This is a genomic window from Loktanella sp. S4079, from assembly GCF_000967725.1.
Taxonomy (GTDB): domain Bacteria; phylum Pseudomonadota; class Alphaproteobacteria; order Rhodobacterales; family Rhodobacteraceae; genus Yoonia.
Genome location: NZ_JXYE01000003.1, coordinates 192,094 through 212,371, shown reverse-complemented (window position 1 = coordinate 212,371; position 20,278 = coordinate 192,094). Strand labels below are relative to the sequence as shown.

Here is a 20,278-nt window from a genome sequence, read left to right as displayed (position 1 = left end):
TTGTGATATTTGTTCACAATGTGATATATGCTGTTCGCATGGTAAACCGGACAGACTTTATTTCGTCGTTCGCCAAGGGATTAAGGGTGATCGAGGCGTTCAGCGCTGAGACTCCTCGCCTTTCGGTGGCAGAGGCGGCGACCAATGCAGGGCTGGATCGCGCGACGGCGCGTCGCTGTTTGTTGACGCTGAACGAACTTGGCTATGCCGATTACGACGGGAAATTTTTTCAACTGACCCCACGCGTGTTGCGGTTAGGGATGGGCGCGTTGGCTGCGCTGCCGTTACCGCAGATCGTGCAGCCGTGGCTGGATCAGCTGTCACAGCAAACGGGGCAATCGTCCTCTGTCGCGTTGCTGGACGAGACAGAGATCGTCTATGTCGCGCGTGCTGCACAGACGCGCGTTATGTCGATTGGGTTGATGCCGGGTTCTCGGTTGCCCGCACATTGCACATCGATGGGACGGGTGCTGCTGGCTGCCTTGCAAGAGGAGGAGGCACGCGCCTTGATCGAGCAGGGTGATCTGACGCCGCGCACCGCGACGAGCCTGACGGATCCGGCAGATGTGATGGCGCGTTTAGATCAGGTGCGTCGTGATGGATATGCGTTGATCGACCAAGAGGTCGAGATGGGCCTGCGGTCCATCGCGGTACCGGTCCGCAATACACGCGGGCAAACGGTTGCGGCGCTGAATATCGGGGTCGCCGCCGTGCAGGCAGAAGTCGATGAATTGGTCACTGCCTATCTGCCGCTATTGCAAAAGGTGCAGGCTGGCCTGCAACGCGTGTTGAATTAACCTAGCAGGCGGCGCGCAATCACCTGCGCCTGAATTTCGGCGGCACCTTCAAAGATGTTTAGGATACGTGCGTCACACAGGATACGGCTGACCTTGTATTCGAGGGCAAAGCCGTTGCCGCCGTGGATTTGCAACGCGTTATCTGCGCAAGCCCATGCAATACGCGCGCCCAGTAGTTTCGCCATGCCAGCCTCTAGGTCGCAGCGGCGGTCATTGTCTTTTTCAGCGGCGCTGAAATAGGTCAGTTGGCGGGCGATCATGATCTCGACTGCCATCATGGCCAGTTTGCCTGACACACGCGGAAAGTTGATCAGTGATTTGCCGAATTGTTTGCGCTCTTGCGCGTATTGCATGCCGACATCCAGCGCCGATTGCGCAACACCAATGGCGCGGGCTGCGGTTTGAATGCGCGCGCTTTCGAAGGTCTGCATCAGCTGTTTGAAACCTTTGCCGGTTTCGCCGCCAAGCAGGTTTTCGCCTTTGACCTTGAAGCCGTCAAAGCCGAGTTCGTATTCTTTCATCCCGCGATAACCAAGAACCTCGATCTCGCCGCCGGTCATGCCGGGGGTTGGGAATGGGTTTTCGTCGGTGCCGGGTGTCTTTTCGGCAAGGAACATCGACAGCCCGCGATAGTCGGTCGTGTCAGGGTCGGTACGGGCCAACAGCGTCATGACATGGGTGCGTGCGGCGTGCGTGATCCACGTCTTGTTTCCAGTGACCTCCCAGTCGTCGCCGTTCTTGACCGCGCGGGTGCGCAGTGAGCCAAGGTCAGACCCAGTATTAGGCTCTGTAAATACCGCAGTCGGCAGGATTTCTGCGCTGGCGATGCCGGGTAACCAATGTTGTTTTTGTTCTTCGGTTCCACCGCAAAGGATCAGCTCGGCCGCGATTTCGGACCGTGTGCCAAGGCTACCAACACCGATGTAACCGCGCGACAGTTCTTCGGACACAACGCACATCGATGCTTTGGACAGGCCAAAGCCGCCGTATTCTTCGGGGATGGTCAGGCCGAATACACCCATTTCAGCCATCTCATTGATGATCTCGATTGGGATCAGTTCGTCCTTGAGATGCCATTCGTGGGCGAAGGGTTCGACTTTGTCCAAGCTAAAGCGACGGAATTGGTCACGGATCATCTCGAGCTCTTCATCGAGCCCTGAAGCGCCGAAGGTCGCGTTTGCTGCTTGCTCTTCCATCAGCGCGACGAGCCGCGTGCGCGCCGCCTGCGTATTGCCAGATTGAGTGAGCGTCATGACCTCGGGGCGCATCAAAACGCGCATATCGTCTTGGGTCAGGCCGATATCCTGAAGCCGTAGGATTTCGCCTTGGCTCATCGGGATGCCGCCGTAAATCTGCCAGAGGTATTCGCCAAAAGCGATCTGGTGAATCAGTTGTTCGATTTCGCCGAACTTGCCTTCCGCGTTCAGCCGGGACGCCCAATTCTGCATCTGCTGCAAAGATTGTGCGTAAGTCGCAAGCCAAGCGAGGCCATGCGCGGCGGTTTGGTTCTCTTCGATCAGCTGACCTGAAATGCGGTCATCTTTGGTAACCGTTGTACGCACTGCGGCGGTCGCCCGGTTCAAGAGTTCATCAACGGCAGGCAGCGCCGCATCGCAGAGCGACAACAAATCGGCCAGAATCGGAGTGGGTGTCTGTGTCATATCCTGTCCATCATGTGCCATCGGTCGATTCCTCTCTTTTGCAGGTGCAGAGATACGATGTTTGCATCCGCAGCGCAATAATAATTCGCAAATGTATCATTTTGTGACCTAAAATGTCGCAGTGAAATATGGGCTGTACCTGAGAACGTTAGAGCGTATGCAGTTGTTATGTTTGCACCAATCGAATTCCTTCCACTGTCTCTATTGATCTTTGCATGTGCCGTGACCCTCGTCGGCGGTTTCGTCAAAGGGGCCGTAGGCTTTGCGATGCCCCTAATTATGATTTCAGGGATGGGTATCCTGATTGAACCACAAATTATTGTCGCCGGGGTCATTATTCCAATTGTTGCCACCAACATGATGCAAGTTGCGCGCGCCGGTCTTGGCTCTGCATGGGATAGCCTGAAAGAGCATTGGCGATATGTCTTGGTCGTTTGCATCATGATCCTTGTCTCGGCCCAATTTTTGCGAAGCATCCCCGCAAACGGGATGTTCATAGTCTTGGGAGTGCCGGTTGTCGGGCTTTGTGTTGTGCAGCTCATTGGTTGGCACCCAAAGATTCCGGCAAAGAATCTGCGTGTGTTTGAATGGGGCGCCGGAGCCCTATCGGGGACGCTGGGCGGGCTTGCCGGGACATGGGGGCCGCCGACGGTGCTATATCTGCTCGCGCTTGATACGCCGCGCGACCGCCAGATGGCTGTGCAAGGTGTCATCTATGGTCTGGGTTCGGTGATGTTGTTTTTGGGCCATTTGCGATCTGGTGTGCTGAACGCGCAAACTTGGCAGTTGTCAGCTTTGCTGGTGGTGCCCGCAATTGTTGGAATGTGGCTTGGGTTCAAGTTGGGTGATCGGTTTGACCAAGAACGGTTCCGCCGCGTGACCCTTTGGGTGTTGGTCATTGCAGGCGTCAATCTGATCCGTCGCGGGCTGGTGGGTTAAAACCCACCCTACGACAACAGGTCGATATATCCGCAGGCGTTTGCCAGCGCGGGGAGTTCTTCGGGTGGGACGACTTCGAATGCGACTTCGTAGAGAGGTTTATCGTTGCGCATTGCGGTCATGGTCCATGTCCCCGTGACCAGTTCGTAATCATAATCAAACTGATAGAATGTGATCGAAGGAGAGATACCGCTAATCCGGGATTGAAAGCTTTGTTCAACTGTTGCTTGGTTTCCCATTGGGGGGTGAGTGATGATGAATGTAATGTCATCAAGCCCATCTTCGGTACGTGCGAGTGATCGCACGCCAAAACCAACGCCGAGTGCCGCAGGGACAATTTGACCTTGGGCGATGAATTCTGGGCTGGTTTCGAGAACAAAGGTTTCGCCAGCCAATGTATTGGGTGCATCGCGGGCGGCAACGGGATCATGGGCGCAGATGATCCCTGCCTCGATCAGTTTGATCTGTGTACTTTGGAATGTTGGTGCAGCCAGCGCACTGGTTGGTAGCAGCCATAAAAGTAAAAAGGTCAGCCGATGGAACATGGGCTGACCTTAGCGTTCATATTTCTTTCGTGGAAGGTGGATTGAAATCCACCCTACGTATCAGCCAATTGCGGCTGATTTCACATCGTCGTCGATGAATGGCACGTATTTTTCGAAATTGTCGCTGAACATTTGCACGAGCTTGGCGGCCTGCGCATCGTAGGCGTCTTTGTCAGCCCAAGTATCACGTGGGTTCAGCAGTGCATCGTCGACACCTGCCACTGCGACTGGAACCTCAAAGCCAAAGTTTGGATCCTTGTGGAACGCCCCTTCGGAAAGTGACCCGTCAAGCGCTGCAGCCAGCAACGCACGTGTTGCTTTGATTGGCATCCGCGATCCTGTGCCATAGGCACCGCCGGTCCAGCCGGTGTTGACCAGCCAGCAGGTAGCGCCGTGGCTTGCGATTTTGTTGCGCAGCAGGTTGCCGTAGACTTCTGGACGACGCGGCATAAATGGAGCGCCAAAGCATGTGCTGAAGGTTGGCTCTGGTTCTGTCACACCTTGTTCAGTGCCTGCGACCTTGGACGTAAAGCCCGACAGGAAGTGGTACATCGCCTGCGCTGGTGTTAGCCGCGCGATCGGAGGCAGTACGCCAAATGCATCGCATGTCAGCATGATGATGTTCTTTGGATGGCCACCAAGCGCAGTATCAGAGGCGTTTGAGATGTAGTTCAACGGGTAAGCGCAACGCATGTTTGCGGTCAGGCTGTCGTCCTCAAAATCCAGCTCGAGTGTTTCAGGATCGAACACCATGTTTTCAATAACCGTGTGTGGCATTGAACATGTTGCGTAGATTTCAGGCTCTGCTTTTGGATCAAGGCCGATGGTTTTCGCGTAGCAGCCGCCCTCAAAATTAAAGGTGCCGCGATCAGACCAGCCGTGTTCGTCGTCGCCGATTAAGACACGTGACGGATCAGCAGAAAGCGTCGTTTTCCCTGTGCCCGACAGACCAAAGAAGATGGCCGTATCGACAGGATTGCCGGGTGCGTGGTTCGCCGAGCAGTGCATCGGCATGATGTCTTTCTCAGGCAACATGTAGTTGAGCAGTGTGAATACAGATTTCTTGTTCTCACCCGCGTATTCAGTCCCGCCGATCAGAATCAGCTTTGCATCAAAGTTCAGCGCAATCACTGTTTCAGAACGACAGCCGTGCTTGGCCGGGTCCGCCTTGAAGCTTGGGCAGTTGATGATCGTGAATTCGGGAACAAATGTTTCCAGTTCTGATGCATCTGGTCGACGCAGAAGGTGGCGGATGAATAGCCCGTGCCATGTCAGCTCGGTCACAACGCGCACGTCAAGACGATGTTCAGGGTCGGCGCCGCCAAACAAATCTTGGACGTTGTAGGTGCCGCCTTTCATGTGTTCGAGCATGTCATTGTAGAGCACATCGAATTTGTCAGCATCCATAGGCGAGTTATTTTCCCACCAAATCTTGTCTTCGACAGATGGAGTGCGGACAACGAATTTATCTTTGGGCGAACGGCCAGTATGCTTTCCGGTTGTAACCAGGAATGTCCCGCCTTTGCCGTTCACGCCTTCGCCAGCGGCGACAGCAGCTTTTTGCAATTCATCTTCAGAGCGGTTGTAATAGACATAACCCAGCCCTGTGATGCCTTGATCCTCAAGTTTCATCGATGGGTTGACCGTACCTTGGTCCATGGGTTCGCTCCTTTGATAATTGGGCCGGAATGGCCAGCGATATGTCTCCTTAACACCAAGTTTTCGCGCCCGGATAGTCCGGGATTCGACAGTTAGCGCAACCATTCGTATGTTAGCGCAACCAGTAGCGCTATCTTTTTCAATGGCCGTGAAATGTTAGCGGGTAAACATGCAAAACGGCATCAAATACGGCAGTATTGTGGCGCTGGACGAGTTAGGGATTGATTCGCCACGCCAAAAGGATGAAAACAACAAGACTAAGCAGCCGTCAGCGGTGCGATAACTAGGGAAACACTACATGTCGAGAATTGCACTGGTAGATGATGATCGTAACATCCTGACCTCGGTCTCGATGACGCTTGAGGCAGAGGGCTTTGAGGTGGAGACCTACAATGACGGTCAGTCCGCGCTTGAAGCCTTTAATAAACGTATGCCTGACATGGCTGTTTTGGATATTAAGATGCCGCGGATGGACGGCATGGATCTGTTGCAACGGCTGCGCCAAAAGACATCAATGCCAGTGATCTTTTTGACCTCAAAGGATGACGAGATCGACGAGGTTCTTGGGCTGCGCATGGGTGCTGATGACTATGTGAAGAAGCCGTTTTCGCAACGATTGCTGGTAGAGCGCATTCGCGCCCTTTTGCGCCGTCAGGATGCTATTGCCGGCGAAGAGATTGAAGAAACCGAAGAAACAAAAGTGATGGTTCGTGGTGAACTGGTGATGGATCCGCTTCGCCACGCTGTGAAGTGGAAAGGGCGCGATGTGTCCCTGACCGTCACAGAGTTCTTGCTTTTGCAGGCACTGGCGCAGCGCCCAGGTTTCGTCAAGAGCCGTGATCAATTGATGGATGTGGCCTACGACGACCAAGTTTATGTAGATGATCGCACCATCGACAGCCACATCAAACGGCTACGTAAAAAGATGCGAAACACCGATAGTGAGTTTTCCGCAATCGAAACGCTCTATGGTATCGGGTATCGCTACAACGAAGAGTAAGGCATGTCAGCCGCGCCAAAGATTGACGTTCGCAATTTGCAATCTGTGCGTGCGGCTGCACGCGACCCCGATCTTGTGTTGGGGGATGACTGGATTATACCCGGCGAGGAGCTAGACGCCAAAGCACCGCGACGTGGGCTTTTGGCGCTGCGCAGTTCGCCAATTGCGCGCAGGATCGTGACCATTAACCTCATCGCGATGATCTTGCTGGTAGCGGGGGTGCTCTATACGAACCCGTCACGCGACCACCTTGCCTATCAGCGTGCGCGCGGTCTCGTAAACGAGGCGCGCCTGATTGCTGACGTTTTCGAAGCGCAGCTTCCCTTCGCGGCACCAGTAAATATGGTGACTGCCGATGGTATTGATCCTGCCGAAACGCTAGGAGGTTTGAGCCTGCGTGGCGGGGTCGAGGTCTCTGTGTATTCGCTTGATGCGACTTTGGTCGCGACCGCCAAGGGAAGCCTAACCGCGACGCAGCTTGCTGAGCTGGAGAGCCACGCAGGCGGTACTTTCGTTACAGATTTCTTGAGTAAAATTTGGAGCACACTGTCCCGGATTGGTGCTTATCGAGGCGAAATACTCACGACCGAACAGCAGTTTCAGGCTCTTTCGCAAGAAAACGTTCGCGCGGCAATTGAGCGCGGTACCCACCTTGAGACGACAACAATCGGTGGTGCGACGAACTTTATTGTGACGACGCCCATTATGCAGGGTGATCGCGCTGTCGGCGTGATCGCGGTCAAGACAGCCGCTGGTGAGGTGGATAGCCTTGTTCAGCGAGAGCGCGAGCAAGTGCTGCGCCTATTCTTGGTTGGTATTATCGTCAGTATTGGTCTCAGTCTTGTGCTTGCGTCGACGATTGCGAACCCGCTTGCCGATCTGGCGACCGCGGCAGAGGCAAGCCATGATCGCAACGCACGTAAAATGTCGCCTGGCAAGGTCCGTATTCCGGATTTGACGGCGCGGCCGGACGAAATTGGCCGATTGTCTGGGGCTTTGCGGGGGATGGTCGCCGCACTCTACGAACGTATTGAAGGAAACGAACAATTCGCGGCAGACGTTGCGCATGAGATCAAAAACCCACTGGCGTCACTGCGGTCGGCGGTCGGTTCGATGCCGTTTGCAAAGCGCGAAGATCAGCGCAAGCGCCTATTAGAAGTCATCGACCACGACGTGAAACGGCTAGATCGTCTTGTCAGCGATATTTCCAACGCGTCTCGCTTGGACAGCGAATTGGTCAAAGAAGAAGAGCAAGCCTTCGACTTGATCAAGATGTTACACAACATCATCGACTTTTTGGGAAAAGATGCACGTGCCAAGGGGATCGACTTTGTGGCCGATCTTCCGGATGAAAAAATCAATGTGCGTGGCCTCGAAGGGCGGTTGGCGCAGGTTTTCGTGAACCTGATTACCAACGCGACCTCGTTCTGCGAAGACGGAGATGCGATCCGCGTTTGGGCGCGAAAACGTGACAATCGCGTCTTGATCGTTGTCGAGGATACCGGCCCCGGCATTCCAGAAGATGCGCTTGGTAAAATTTTCCAGCGCTTTTACTCTGAACGGCCAGAGGGGCAGTTTGGGAATAACTCGGGCCTCGGGCTTGCGATTTCAAAGCAGATTGTCGAGGCGCATGACGGCGTAATTTGGGCGGAAAATATTCGCCCAACAGACACTGATCCAACGTCAGAGCCATTGGGCGCGCGTTTTGTTGTCGGATTGCCAGCCTAAATGGAAAGCCAAACGATCCATGCCTCTTGCGTCGCTTGGAAAGGGGCGGGCGCCCTGTTGCTTGGTCCATCCGGCGCTGGAAAATCAGCAATTGCATTGCAGTTAATGGCCCTTGGCTGTGATTTGGTCGCGGATGATCGTGTGGTGCTATGCCAATCGAACGGCGTCCTACGCGCCACCTGTCCACAAACGATTAAGGGCCTGATCGAAGCGCGTGGCGTTGGTATCCTGAACGCTGATCATGTTGGGCCGGTCGATGTGGCGCTTGTTGTTGATTTGAGAGCGCTAACTGACGAAAGATTGCCGAAAAGACGCACAATCACATTCTGTGAAGTCGAGACCCCCTTGATTCATCGCGTGGCAGGTGATCACTTTGTCTCAGCAATCCTGCAAATTCTCAAAGCAGGTTGGAGTAATAGATGACCGCGAAATCCGTGCAACCCGATCAGTCGCCGCCGCAAGTCGTGCTGGTGACAGGGCCGTCGGGTGCGGGGCGCTCGACCGCAATTCGCGCGCTCGAGGATTTGGGATATGAGGTTATTGATAACCTGCCACTCTCGTTGCTGCCGCGTTTGCTAGAAGGCCCGCCACCAAGCCGCCCATTGGCGCTTGGGTTAGACGTTCGGAATCGCGATTTCAGCGCAACTGCATTGATTGAGGTGATTGATACGCTTGCAAAACGGGCCGATCAGGCTGCGCAGGTGTTTTATCTTGATGCGGATGAGGCTGAATTATTGCGGCGTTATTCTGAAACGCGCAGGCGCCATCCGCTCGCACCTGCGGGTACGCCGCAAGCAGGGATCAGTCGGGAGCGAGAGTTGTTGAGCCCGATCCGCGCGCGTGCAGACGTATTGATTGATACGACTGGGCTGTCGCCGCATGACCTGCGTGCCGAGGTCGAAAGGTGGTTTGGGCCTGCGGATGGACGTACCTTAGGGGTCACGATTCATTCATTTTCCTACAAACGTGGCCTCCCACGTGGTATGGATATCGTGATTGATTGCAGATTTCTGCGAAATCCCCATTGGGACGAAGAACTGCGTTCATTGGACGGGCGCGATAAGGCGGTGGCCGACTACGTGGTCGCTGATCCACGTTTTGACGCGTTCTTTCAACGGATGAAATCTTTGATTGATTTGTTGTTGCCAGCACACAAAGAAGAGGGGAAGTCGCACCTCTCGATCGGGTTTGGGTGTACTGGTGGGCAACACCGTTCAGTGGCTGTGACTGAACAGCTTGCATCTGCTCTTGCGCATGACGGCTGGCATGTGTCTAAACGGCACCGAGAAATGGAACGGCGCGATGCGCTGGTTAACAAGGGACACCAGTTTTGATTGGTATTGTGATTGTCGCACATGGTGGGCTCGCGCAAGAATATCTTGCCGCAGTTGAACATGTTGTGGGTGCGCAGACCGGCGTAATCAGTATTGCGATTGGTCCCGAAGATGACCGCGCAGAAAAGCAGGCAGAAATATGTGACGCGGCGGATGCTGTCGATATGGGGGATGGCGTCGTGATCGTGACCGACATGTTTGGTGGGTCGCCTTCAAACTTGTCGCTGCGGGCGTGTAATCCGGAAAACCGCAAAATTCTGTATGGGGCGAACCTACCCATGTTAATTAAGCTGGCAAAATCACGCCGCCGGACTGTTCCTGATGCGGTTGAAGCTGCAATCAATGCGGCCCACAAATACATCAACAGTCACAATGGCGGATCCCACGTATGACAACTTGCCGATTGAAGATCGAGAATATCAAGGGCTTGCACGCGCGTGCCTCTGCCAAATTGGTTGAGCTGGTCGAAGGTTACGACGCCGATGCAACCATCAGCAAAGACGGAGAGTCAGCAAGCGGCGATAGCATCATGGGCCTTTTGATGTTGGCAGCTTCGATAGGAACGTTTATTGACGTAGAAACCCGTGGGCCTCAGGCAGACGCATTGGCAGCTGCGATAACCGATTTGGTCGCCGATAAATTCGGCGAGGGAAATTAAGACTTTTCGTTTCTGGATAAGGTATTTTAAGTGACCGAGACGACCGGAAAAATTGCAAAGAACCCTGTTTTGGACGAAAATGCTCCGCGCGTATACGATCGCCGCAGCCTGACCTATTCGAATACATTTGACAGCCCGGCAAAGCGGAATGTCATTCGGGCCATCGAATGGTTTACCGGCAAGATCAAGATCATTCGGATGATCCGCAAGTTTGAGCAACAGGGCAAATTCCACGGCCAAGACTTTTGGCGCGGTACGCTGAATGTCATGAATATCGACCTGCAAACGCCACAAGAGCAGTTAGATAACATTCCCAAGTCTGGGCCGACGGTATTGGTTGCGAACCACCCGCATGGCTTGGTTGATGGGATGATCTTGGCTGATTTGATTGGTCGTGTGCGAACAGATTACCGTATTCTGACCCGTTCGATTCTGACCGGTATTGATCAGGATGCCGCTGATTTTATGATCCCGGTTCCATTCCCGCATGAACCGGACGCGCAAAAGAAAATGGTCGAGATGCGCCGTGTTGCGATGGATCACCTGAAAAATGGCGGTTTGATTGCCTTGTTCCCATCGGGTGTGATTGCGTCGTCCGAGACAATGTTTGGTCCCGCGGTCGAGGCGGAATGGAACGTCTTTACCTCTAAAATGATCCGCACATCGGGGGCGCAAGTGGTGCCTTGCTTCTTTCCGGGGGCGAATTCGCGTTGGTATCAGATGGCAAACCGAATTTCTGCGACGCTGCGCCAAAGTCTGCTATTGCATGAGATTGTGCATGCGTGCGGCAAACCCCAGAAACCTGTGATCGGCAAAATGTTTGACCCCGAAGAGGTCACAACCCGCCTCAAAGAGCCACGCGCGTTTATGGCATGGCTCCGCGAACAGACGCTGAAATTAGGAAGCTAGCGCGTCGGAACAGGCGTTTCCCCGCGATAATCGTAAAAACCGCGCTTGGTCTTGCGACCTAGCCAACCAGCCTCGACGTATTTGGTGAGCAATGGGCAGGGCCGATATTTCGTGTCCGCCAGCCCATCGTGCAGGACGTTCATAATCGCAAGGCAGGTATCCAAACCGATGAAATCGGCCAGCTCAAGCGGCCCCATCGGATGGTTCGCCCCTAGCTTGAGCGAAGTATCAATCGACTGGACCGATCCGACACCTTCATAGAGCGTGTAAATCGCCTCGTTGATCATCGGCATCAGGATGCGGTTCACAATAAAGGCGGGGAAATCTTCGGCTGTCGCAGAGGTTTTCCCCAGACGCTCAACCACTTCAAAACAAGCTTTGAAGGTCTCTTCGTCAGTTGCAATGCCACGGATCAATTCGACCAATTGCATCACGGGCACAGGATTCATGAAGTGGAACCCCATGAATTTTTCAGGGCGATCCGTGTTCGAGGCAAGCCGCGTAATAGAAATTGATGACGTGTTTGATGTCAGAATGGTTTCAGGTTTCAGATGCGGCTGTAGTTCTGAAAAGATGGCGGTTTTGATTTCTTCGCGTTCGGTTGCAGCCTCGATAATCAGATCGCTTTGCCCCAAATCCGCTAGAGTTTGGGTCGTTGCGATCCGACTAATCGCCGCTGACTTTTCATCGGCCGAGATCAGTTCTTTGCTAACCTGCCGCTCTAGGTTTTTGTCGATCAGGGCGACGGCAGCCTTTAGTGCATCTGCACTAATGTCCGTTAGCAGTACGTCATAGCCTGCCAAAGCAAACACATGTGCGATCCCGTTGCCCATCTGCCCTGCGCCAACGACGCCCACACGTTCAATTGCCATCTGGATATTCCTTTACCGGTTAGCCGCACCATAGGCCCGCTGGCAGGGGGGCTTCAAGTCAGGCAGTCGATGAAAAGTTAAATTGAATTTTGCCATTAGTAATTTGGCAAAGGATTTAGGCGAATCTGTTGCCGAGGGTGGGATTTGAACAGTGGTAGGAAAAGATGAAGCAAGAGGTGATAGAGGTTGAAGAGCTGGGGTATGCACCATGTCGCTATGGTAACTCTAAGGTGCTCTTTCGCGGCCCGCGAAGGCGATTAGACCAGCCTTACATGACGTTTATCGGTAGTACCGAAACCTATGGCAAATTTATTGAAAAGCCGTTTCCAGCACTTGTTGAAAAGGCGATGCGCCAAACATGCGTGAATTTCGGATGTGTGAATGGGGGCATCGATGCCTTTGTAAACGACGCATCAGTTATGGAGATATGTCGCAAGGCAGAACTGACGGTGATTCAGTTGATGGGCGCGAACAACCTATCGAACCGGTTTTATTCAGTGCACCCGCGCCGTAACGATCGGTTTCTTCGCGCTTCTACAGTTTTGCAGGCTATTTATAACGACGTCGATTTCTCGCAATTCGCCTTCACGCGGCATATGCTTAGCGCTTTGCATGAAAAATCCCCTGATCGATTTGAAATCGTCGTGAACGAATTACGGCAAGCATGGATCGCGCGTATGCGAAATATGTTAGGACAAACGGGTGACCGCGTTGTGTTGTTCTGGTTCTCAGACGAACCGCTGAATGACCAAGAGTGGTCCGCGCGTCCTGGACAGCTGCAAACTGATCCACTGTTCATCACCGAATCTATGGTCGAGGAATTGCGCCCGCTGGTGCAGGATATTGTTGTCGTAAACCCGTCGGCACAGGCGCTCGCGGCAGGAACACAGGGTATGTTCTATCCTTCGACCCAAGAGGCAATGGCGACCGAAATGATGGGTCCCCAATGCCACAAAGAGGCGAGTATCACGTTGGTGCGCACGATCCGAGAATTATTGTATCAAGTCTAACGACAAGAGGAGAGCGACCCACCGTTGTGCGTTTCACTCAATTCTGAATTGGTGTTAGAAACGCCGCAGCATGACACATACCACTCAATTTCAATGCCATAGCTCTTCGCAGATATTAACACCTGACGCTGGGGGTATTGCCACGCTGCGAGATTGCCTTGCGCGTGGCGCGAGCATCTCTGCGCAGTCGTCTGGCGTGAAGGCCATTGAGCACGGCATCGATGGGCAGCAGTGGCTGCTGTGTGAAACTTCAGGTTCAAGCGGGCGGCCCAAGGTGATCCGGCGAACACCCGAAAGCTGGATTAAGAGTTTCGAAATCAACGCTGATCATTTTGATGTCTCGCCGAATGATATCTACGCGACCTTGGGATCTTTGGGGCATTCTCTTACGCTATATGCAACGACAGAGGCGCTTCATTTAGGGGCTGACCTATGTGCATTAGAGAGGAAGCGACCACAACGACAGATTGAGGCGTTGAGGGATTTGAACGTCACCGTTCTCTATGCGACGCCGACACAATTGTCGTTGTTGATCAAAGGGGCCTTTGCCGCAGGTGTGCGGCACTTGCCGAGCGTGCGTCGTGTGTTTTCAGGTGGTGGTAAGTTAGAACTGGCACTGCGGACGAAGCTACACCCCCTATTTCCTAACGCCAAAGTGTTCGAATTCTTTGGCGCGAGCGAGACCAGTTTTGTTTCCATCACTGACGGTGATGCCCCGGCGGGTTCGGTTGGGAAATTGTATCCGGGCGTTGCAGTGACCGTTGATACCACAATTGGGGCTGACGCTGGGGAGCTCTGGATATCTAGCCCTTATCTTTTTGATGGATACGAAGGCGACAATCACCCTGATACACAATGGCGGGGTAGCGCGCTGAGCATTGGTGAGATGGGCTATATTGATAAGGATGGGTTTCTATTCCTGTGTGGGCGTAAAAATCGCATGGTAACCATCGCCGATGTAAATGTGTTTCTCGAGGGGGTTGAACAGGCAGTGATGCAACTGACCAGTGTTGACCAATGTGCCGTGGTTGCCGCGCCGGATGAAATGCGGGGCCATCGTTTGGTCTGTTTCGTCCAGTCCGAAGGGAATGACATGAATGCGAAAACCATCCGGGATCATTGTCGCCATCATTTGCCACCACAATCGGTGCCGAATGATATCCGTTTCCTCGATGAACTTCCTTTGCTCGCTGCGGGCAAGCCCGATTTGCAAAAGCTCACCTTGATGGCGACAGACCAATAATGGCGCGCTCATACGTCATCGCTGCGCGCCGCAGCCCGGTGGTTCCCCGCAATGGGGCGTTCGCGGCCTTGCAGATTGAGGATCTCGCGAGACCAGTGATCTCCACGATTTTGCGGGATGCAGGGATTGCGACAAATGCAGTGGGCGAATTGATTGCCTCTAACGCATTGGGGGCGGGCGGAAACCCGGCACGGATCATCGCGCTTCATGCGGGGCTGCCGCAGAATGTCGCGGGGATGACTATTGATCGGCAATGTGCGGGTGGGCTTGATGCGTTGGTCGTCGCAGATGCATTGATCCGCGCGGGGGTACATGATGTTGTCATTGCCGGAGGCGTTGAAAGCTATTCGCGTCGGCCCATCCGTCTGAGGACCTTTGCAGATGGCAGCGATCCGGTGCGTTACGATCAGGCGCGTTTTACCCCTTGGGCAGATCGCGACCCCGATATGGCCAGAGCCGCTGATCAGCTTGCACAAAAAATGGCAGTGACCCGTGAGGATCAGGACCGCTGGGCGATGGGCAGCCACGCCCAAGCAAAGTCATATAATCACCCCGAGATCGTGCCGATGTGCGATGTGGAGAGCGACAGCTTTACCCGCGATTTGACGACCCGGCATTGCAGCAAAGCACCGGTTGTCAGCGGTTCGGTTGCAGCCGCCAACATGGCCATTGCGGCGGATGGTGCCGCGTTTGTTGTTATGGTGTCTGAACAGTTCTTGCGTCGAATTGGCATGAGCGGGGTGCTGTTTTCGGCTGGTGTGACGCTGGGTGGTGTGCCCGATATGCCCGGGCTTGCCCCGGTGGAGGCGGTCAATGCATGCCTCAAGTCTGCTCAGATCACCGTCAACGATCTGACCCACATCGAATTGATGGAGGCGTTTGCTGTCCAAGCAATTGCCTGCCAACAGGGTGCGGATTTGCCGCGTGAATTGGTTAATCGATTTGGCGGCGCGTTAGCGTGGGGGCATCCGATTGGCGCGTCTGGGGCGATCTTAGCTGCGCGCTTGTTTCATCAATTGAGTGCTAAAGGTGGCGTTGGAATCGCAGCGATTGCTTCGGCAGGTGGGATCGGTTCTGCGGTCCTATTGCGACGCGATTAATCGTCAAATCCGCGAAAGCTGGCGAATTCAGACAGCGCAGCGCGTTCAGTGCGAAACTGATTGACCGGCGAATTTGGGTCAGCGTGACCAATCGCGATGCCGCAGACGACCAGTTCATTTTCATCAAGCCCAAGCTGATCGTGAGTGATTGCGCCATAATTGGCCAGCGCGCCGATTCCAGTCGCGCCTAGCCCTTCGGCCTCGGCTGCAAGGAGTAGGGCCATGATCGACATCCCAAGGTCCATAAAACAGCCTTTGCCCATGTCGCGGTCGATGGTGACCACGATGCCGACTGGGGCGTCAAAAAAGCGGTAGTTTTGATCGAATTGCGCGCGTCGACCTGCGATGTCGCGGCGCGAAATGCCAAGTGCCTCGTATAGGGCGAAACCTGCTTTGCGCTGTCGATCTTTGTGGGTGGGGGACATGCGTTCTGGAAAATACGAGTATTCCAATGCGGTCGGCATACCGGATTGTGCGGCTGCGACCAGTCGAGCACTGAGCGCATCAAGTTCGTTACCGGCGAGCGCATGAAATTTGCCAGGTTGCAAATTCGCGCCACTTGGTGCGCGTCGCGCGGCTGTGCAAAGCCGCGCAATAGTTGAGCGATCAACAGGCGCCGAGGTAAAGGCCCGCGTTGACCGCCGCTGTCTTAAGAGATCGTAAAGATCAGACCGCATCTGCACGTGACAGAACGCTTGCTGGGCGGGCCTTAGCAAGTGCTGACGTCAGCATGCCTGCGATCCCGGCTTTCAGCAGGTCACCCGGAATAAATGCAGTGGTCAGGCCAGCAGCTTCGATCAAAGATTTGTCGAGCGTAATCGCCATGCCGATGATGCCGAAAATATACATCACAATGATCCCGCCGATCACGGATGCGATCCCTGCGACGATCATAAGAGGTGCGGATTTCCAGTTCTCGACGATCCAGCCAGTCACGAATGCAGCGATTGGCCAGCCGATGAGGAAGCCTGCGGATGGCGAAACGAACAGGCCCCAACCGCCGCGACCGCCGGACAACAACGGCAAGCCGATTGCAACCAGCAGAAGGAACAGCAGAACCGCGAGGCTGCCGCGTTTCGATCCCAAAATTGCACCGCAGAGCATGACGCCCATGCTTTGCGCTGTAATCGGGACCCCAAATCCAAGCGTAACCTTGGGAATCAGCCCAAGAGCGGCGATCAGGCCGGCGAATAGGGCAATGAGTGTGACGTTCTTTTCCATTTAGCTCTCCTCTAAAGCATCAAATCCACCGCGTGCGCGTATGGCTTCTGCGACTTGGTCCGCGTCATCCAGCGCCAGTACGGTGAAGGGTAGAATTATGCGCCAACCTGCGGGCCGACGAGACCGCGCGCGCCATGCTTGCGACAGTTGCGATCCTTTTTCAACCAACACAGGGGTCATGCGGATGACCAATGCGATGGCAAGTTCCAACACAGCCGGGCGTAGCCCAAACCGTGTGAGTGGGCGCGCGATCCGGCGGATTACGCTGATCATATCCGACAAGTAGGTTGTCATCGTGACCAAATTCGCCAGCCCAACGGCGGACATCATGCGCAGTATAACTGTCGCGCCGAGCGCGATTTCCCCGGTCCAGATATGCCATATTCCCACTATGGCGATAAACGGCCATAGCAGCTTTAGCGCGCGGATCCCGCTGATGAAAAACTGACGACCGGGCAGGGCATAAAGCGTCAGCACCCCGGCAAAAATAGCAATGTGTCCTGCCACCGATTGAACGTAGAATAGGATAACGGTGGACAGGCAAAGTGCCCCCAGTTTTGCGCCTGCTGGCCAACGATGTGCCTTGGTCTTAACCGGAGAGGTCAGAGATATCATCTAGACCTCCGAGTGTTTGCATACGCTGAATATATTCGGGCAAGATCGCGTCGGCGGGGCCAGATTTTTCGACTTTGCCCTGTTCGAGCCAAATGATGTGGTCGTAGCCTTTTAGGTCTTCTGGCGCATGGGTGATATGGATCAGACTGCCGTGATAATGGTTGAGATAACGGTTCAGTTGCGCCTTGGTCGGGATATCTAGCCCAGTAAACGGTTCGTCCAGAATGATCGCCTTGGGCCCCATCGCGGTGACCGCCATCAGGCAGACCAAGTGCTTTTGTCCTTGTGACAGCGTGTTGATATAGGCTTCTGCCCAATGTGATTTCCCAAAACGAGTCAGGATTTCATTGGTCTTTTGGGCGGCGATATCTTTGCTCAGGCCGAGTTGGCGCAAGCCAAAGCTGATTTCCTCGTTGACGGTTGGGAAAATGATCTGGTGATCGGGGTTTTGGAAGAGAATCCCAACTTCCGTCAACGCAGCCTTGCGGTCTTTGGACAGGTTGTGCCCGTTGACACAGGCCGTGCCAGATGTCGGCGCAATCAGCCCGGCCAAAATTCGGGCGAGCGTCGATTTCCCCGATCCGTTGCGCCCCACAATGCCAATCCTTGCGGCATTTGTTTCAACGGAAACGTCGGACAATATGACTTTGTTTGTTACTGAAAACGAAAGACCAGTCAGCGCAATCGTGCTTCCAACAGTTGGATGCTGTGTCTCAGTATGAAGACCGTCCATCGTCTTTCCGCCTTGCGCTTGCGCAGATGACAGCCAGTAAGGTGTGCGTACCCGACGGCTTGCGGCTAGGTATAGGATATGGGGGGGAGTATCAACCATACCGTCACGGCGATATTTCCCTGATCTCATAGGCAAGATTGAAAAAAGGCCCACCAGTAATGGCGGGCCTTTGTGTCTTGCGGCTTGTCGCCAAATTACAGCTTTTCAGTTAGCTCTGGGACAGCTTCGAACAGGTCAGCGACCAGACCAAAGTCGGCGACTTGGAAGATCGGAGCTTCTTCGTCTTTGTTGATGGCGACGATGATCTTACTGTCTTTCATACCTGCAAGGTGCTGGATCGCACCCGAGATGCCGACAGCAACGTATAGATCAGGTGCAACCACCTTGCCTGTTTGGCCAACTTGCCAGTCGTTCGGGGCGTAGCCACTGTCGACCGCAGCGCGGGAGGCGCCAACAGCTGCGCCCAGCTTGTCTGCCAGTTTCTCGATCAGGGCAAAGTCCTCTTCGGAACCAACACCGCGACCACCGGAGACAACAACACCAGCTGAGGTCAGTTCAGGGCGATCAGATTCGGCAACCTTGTCTTCAACCCATTCAGACAGTGCAGGGTCAGTAGCGGCACCAATCGTTTCAACCGAGGCGGAACCGCCCATACCAGCGGCGTCAAAGCCAGCGGTACGGATTGTCATCACTTTGGTCGCGTCGCCAGATTTGACGGTCTGGATTGCGTTACCAGCATAGATCGGACGTTGGTATGTATCCGCATCGACGATACCGGTAACTTCGGAAATCACCATAACGTCGAGCAGAGCAGCAACGCGCGGCATGATGTTTTTCGCGTCAGTTGTGCCAGGGGCAACGATGTGGCTGTAGTCGCCAGCCAGAGACACGATCAGGTCTGCTGTTGGCTCTGCCAAACGGTGGCTCAGCGCGGCGTCTTCGGCGCAAAGCACTTTGGCAACGCCATCAATTTTTGCGGCTTCATCAGCGGCGGCTTTGGCAGACGCGCCAGCGCAAAGAACAGTCACATCGCCCAAGGCAGTTGCCGCTGTGACGGCTTTTGCAGTTGCGTCAACAGCCAATGCGCCGTCGGTAACTTCGGCAAGGAGAAGAACAGCCATTATACAGCCCCCGCTTCTTTGAGTTTCTCGATCAGCTCATCAACAGAGCCAACGATGATGCCCGCTTGACGTGCTTCTGGCTCTGACGTGCTGACAACAGTCAAACGTGGCGCAACATCAACGCCGTAGTCAGCTGCTGTTTTTTCTTCCAGCGGCTTTTTCTTGGCTTTCATGATGTTTGGCAACGTCGCATAGCGTGGCTCGTTCAGGCGCAAGTCAACGCTGATGATCGTTGGCGTCTTGACCTTGATAGTTTGCAGGCCGCCGTCAACTTCGCGGGTGACAACAGCGCTGTCGCCTTCGAGGTTCACTTCGGATGCGAATGTGGCTTGTGACCAACCCAGCAGGGCAGACAACATCTGACCAGTTGCGTTCATGTCGTTGTCGATCGCTTGCTTACCACAGATCACCAGATCAGGGTTTTCGTCCTTAACGATTGCCGCAAGGATTTTCGCAACAGCGAGCGGTTCGATATCTGTGTGGACATCATCAGCCGCAACAACCAAGATCGCGCGGTCCGCGCCCATGGCCAATGCAGTACGCAATGTTTCTTGCGCTTGTTTCACGCCGATGGATACAGCGACGACTTCTTCCACTTTTCCAGCTTCGCGAAGGCGAATTGCCTCTTCGACAGCAATCTCGTCGAATGGGTTCATGGACATTTTGACGTTTGCAAGATCGACACCTGTGCCGTCCGTTTTGACACGAACTTTCACGTTGTAGTCGATCACGCGCTTGACCGGTACGATGACCTTCATCTGCGTTTCTCTCCCAAGAAAATTGATCGTAAGCGTTCTCAGCACGTTGTTAACCGCTATGGTGCGACGACAACAGTGTAAAATCGACGCGGTAGAGCCCAAGGACGCCACGTTCTTGACGTTTACGTAAGGCGTTTTGTGCCTAGAACGATGCAACGATATCTATTTGACGACGTTGGCCAACCCGCAGTGTTCGTATTTTTTTGGGCGTTCTTCGCTTCCGTTCCGAAGCAACGGCGTTGGCATGTGGGTCAGGTCAACAGGCCGCCCGTTGTTTCCACGGTTGAAGGTGACAGCATATTTGCCGTCTTGATTGGAATCTTTCAGCGCAGGCCTCTTAACGTTACCGTCGAACGGTACAGGAGTTCTACATGT

Annotated in this window: 22 protein-coding genes; 12 read left to right on the top strand and 10 right to left on the bottom strand. The window is 54.3% G+C overall.

The genetic code is table 11. The annotated features are described in order from the left end of the window. Positions 1 to 38: 38 nt before the first annotated feature. Complete coding sequence (locus TW80_RS10340) at positions 39 to 797, top strand: IclR family transcriptional regulator domain-containing protein (RefSeq protein WP_045997629.1); 759 nt, start codon at positions 39 to 41, stop codon at positions 795 to 797. On the opposite strand, the gene TW80_RS10335 is transcribed toward TW80_RS10340, so the two are convergent. After that, positions 794 to 2,479: an acyl-CoA dehydrogenase family protein gene (locus TW80_RS10335; protein WP_045997331.1), complete on the bottom strand. Its 1,686-nt coding sequence runs from the start codon at positions 2,477 to 2,479 to the stop codon at positions 794 to 796. The two genes, TW80_RS10340 and TW80_RS10335, sit on opposite strands and share 4 nt — an antisense overlap. 147 nt (positions 2,480 to 2,626) lie before the next feature. Between TW80_RS10335 and TW80_RS10330 the strand changes: the two genes are divergently transcribed. After that, the gene (locus tag TW80_RS10330; RefSeq protein WP_045997330.1) at positions 2,627 to 3,397 is read left to right on the top strand and encodes a sulfite exporter TauE/SafE family protein; all 771 of its coding nucleotides are present in this window, start codon (positions 2,627 to 2,629) and stop codon (positions 3,395 to 3,397) included. 8 nt (positions 3,398 to 3,405) lie between these two features. Here the strand turns inward: TW80_RS10330 and TW80_RS10325 are convergent, their stop codons facing one another. After that, positions 3,406 to 3,942 (bottom strand): DUF3859 domain-containing protein, encoded by a 537-nt coding sequence (locus TW80_RS10325; RefSeq protein ID WP_052700956.1) that lies wholly within the window; start codon positions 3,940 to 3,942, stop codon positions 3,406 to 3,408. Positions 3,943 to 4,002: 60 nt separating this feature from the next. Beyond that, on the bottom strand, positions 4,003 to 5,601 hold the full coding sequence (locus TW80_RS10320; protein WP_045997329.1) for a phosphoenolpyruvate carboxykinase: 1,599 nt from the start codon (positions 5,599 to 5,601) through the stop codon (positions 4,003 to 4,005). A 298-nt stretch (positions 5,602 to 5,899) separates the two neighbouring features. Between TW80_RS10320 and TW80_RS10315 the strand changes: the two genes are divergently transcribed. From TW80_RS10315 to TW80_RS10285, 7 genes are all read left to right on the top strand, one after another. Next, positions 5,900 to 6,601, top strand: coding sequence for a response regulator transcription factor (locus TW80_RS10315; protein WP_045997328.1), 702 nt, complete (start codon positions 5,900 to 5,902; stop codon positions 6,599 to 6,601). Between the two features lie 3 nt (positions 6,602 to 6,604). Then, a complete protein-coding gene (locus tag TW80_RS10310) occupies positions 6,605 to 8,329 on the top strand; it encodes a sensor histidine kinase (RefSeq protein ID WP_045997327.1) in 1,725 nt (574 codons plus the stop codon). Then, the gene (locus TW80_RS10305; protein ID WP_045997326.1) at positions 8,330 to 8,752 is read left to right on the top strand and encodes an HPr kinase/phosphorylase; all 423 of its coding nucleotides are present in this window, start codon (positions 8,330 to 8,332) and stop codon (positions 8,750 to 8,752) included. Then, on the top strand, positions 8,749 to 9,663 hold the full coding sequence (rapZ, locus tag TW80_RS10300; protein WP_045997325.1) for an RNase adapter RapZ: 915 nt from the start codon (positions 8,749 to 8,751) through the stop codon (positions 9,661 to 9,663). The genes TW80_RS10305 and rapZ overlap by 4 nt, the downstream gene beginning before the upstream one ends. Continuing rightward, positions 9,660 to 10,055 (top strand): PTS sugar transporter subunit IIA, encoded by a 396-nt coding sequence (locus tag TW80_RS10295; protein WP_045997324.1) that lies wholly within the window; start codon positions 9,660 to 9,662, stop codon positions 10,053 to 10,055. Before rapZ ends, TW80_RS10295 begins: the two co-directional genes overlap by 4 nt. Continuing rightward, the gene (locus TW80_RS10290; protein ID WP_045997323.1) at positions 10,052 to 10,321 is read left to right on the top strand and encodes an HPr family phosphocarrier protein; all 270 of its coding nucleotides are present in this window, start codon (positions 10,052 to 10,054) and stop codon (positions 10,319 to 10,321) included. Before TW80_RS10295 ends, TW80_RS10290 begins: the two co-directional genes overlap by 4 nt. Positions 10,322 to 10,390: 69 nt before the next feature. Continuing rightward, positions 10,391 to 11,230, top strand: coding sequence for a lysophospholipid acyltransferase family protein (locus TW80_RS10285; RefSeq protein WP_084625774.1), 840 nt, complete (start codon positions 10,391 to 10,393; stop codon positions 11,228 to 11,230). On the opposite strand, the gene TW80_RS10280 is transcribed toward TW80_RS10285, so the two are convergent. Further along, on the bottom strand, positions 11,227 to 12,102 hold the full coding sequence (locus TW80_RS10280) for a 3-hydroxybutyryl-CoA dehydrogenase (protein WP_045997322.1): 876 nt from the start codon (positions 12,100 to 12,102) through the stop codon (positions 11,227 to 11,229). The two genes, TW80_RS10285 and TW80_RS10280, sit on opposite strands and share 4 nt — an antisense overlap. 164 nt (positions 12,103 to 12,266) lie before the next feature. Here TW80_RS10280 and TW80_RS10275 point away from each other — a divergent pair, with 164 nt between their 5' ends. The 3 genes from TW80_RS10275 (at position 12,267) to TW80_RS10265 (ending at position 15,455) form a co-directional block, all read left to right on the top strand. Next, positions 12,267 to 13,112 (top strand): DUF6473 family protein, encoded by an 846-nt coding sequence (locus TW80_RS10275; protein WP_045997321.1) that lies wholly within the window; start codon positions 12,267 to 12,269, stop codon positions 13,110 to 13,112. A 70-nt stretch (positions 13,113 to 13,182) separates the two neighbouring features. Continuing rightward, on the top strand, positions 13,183 to 14,355 hold the full coding sequence (locus tag TW80_RS10270; protein ID WP_045997320.1) for an AMP-binding protein: 1,173 nt from the start codon (positions 13,183 to 13,185) through the stop codon (positions 14,353 to 14,355). Beyond that, positions 14,355 to 15,455: a thiolase family protein gene (locus TW80_RS10265; RefSeq protein WP_045997319.1), complete on the top strand. Its 1,101-nt coding sequence runs from the start codon at positions 14,355 to 14,357 to the stop codon at positions 15,453 to 15,455. The genes TW80_RS10270 and TW80_RS10265 overlap by 1 nt, the downstream gene beginning before the upstream one ends. On the opposite strand, the gene TW80_RS10260 is transcribed toward TW80_RS10265, so the two are convergent. The 6 genes from TW80_RS10260 to TW80_RS10235 all read right to left on the bottom strand — a co-directional run bounded on the left by TW80_RS10260 (position 15,452) and on the right by TW80_RS10235 (position 19,903). Then, positions 15,452 to 16,132, bottom strand: coding sequence for a nitroreductase (locus TW80_RS10260; protein ID WP_045997318.1), 681 nt, complete (start codon positions 16,130 to 16,132; stop codon positions 15,452 to 15,454). The two genes, TW80_RS10265 and TW80_RS10260, sit on opposite strands and share 4 nt — an antisense overlap. After that, a complete protein-coding gene (locus TW80_RS10255; RefSeq protein ID WP_045997317.1) occupies positions 16,122 to 16,676 on the bottom strand; it encodes a biotin transporter BioY in 555 nt (184 codons plus the stop codon). The genes TW80_RS10260 and TW80_RS10255 overlap by 11 nt, the downstream gene beginning before the upstream one ends. Then, positions 16,677 to 17,291, bottom strand: a complete 615-nt coding sequence (locus TW80_RS10250; RefSeq protein WP_045997316.1) for an energy-coupling factor transporter transmembrane component T family protein — start codon at positions 17,289 to 17,291, stop codon at positions 16,677 to 16,679. It lies immediately after the preceding gene. Next, complete coding sequence (locus tag TW80_RS10245) at positions 17,266 to 18,024, bottom strand: energy-coupling factor ABC transporter ATP-binding protein (protein WP_045997315.1); 759 nt, start codon at positions 18,022 to 18,024, stop codon at positions 17,266 to 17,268. The genes TW80_RS10250 and TW80_RS10245 overlap by 26 nt, the downstream gene beginning before the upstream one ends. Before the next feature lie 194 nt (positions 18,025 to 18,218). Further along, the gene (locus tag TW80_RS10240) at positions 18,219 to 19,145 is read right to left on the bottom strand and encodes an electron transfer flavoprotein subunit alpha/FixB family protein (RefSeq protein ID WP_045997314.1); all 927 of its coding nucleotides are present in this window, start codon (positions 19,143 to 19,145) and stop codon (positions 18,219 to 18,221) included. Continuing rightward, positions 19,145 to 19,903, bottom strand: a complete 759-nt coding sequence (locus TW80_RS10235) for an electron transfer flavoprotein subunit beta/FixA family protein (protein WP_045997313.1) — start codon at positions 19,901 to 19,903, stop codon at positions 19,145 to 19,147. The genes TW80_RS10240 and TW80_RS10235 overlap by 1 nt, the downstream gene beginning before the upstream one ends. Between the last annotated feature and the right edge of the window lie 375 nt (positions 19,904 to 20,278).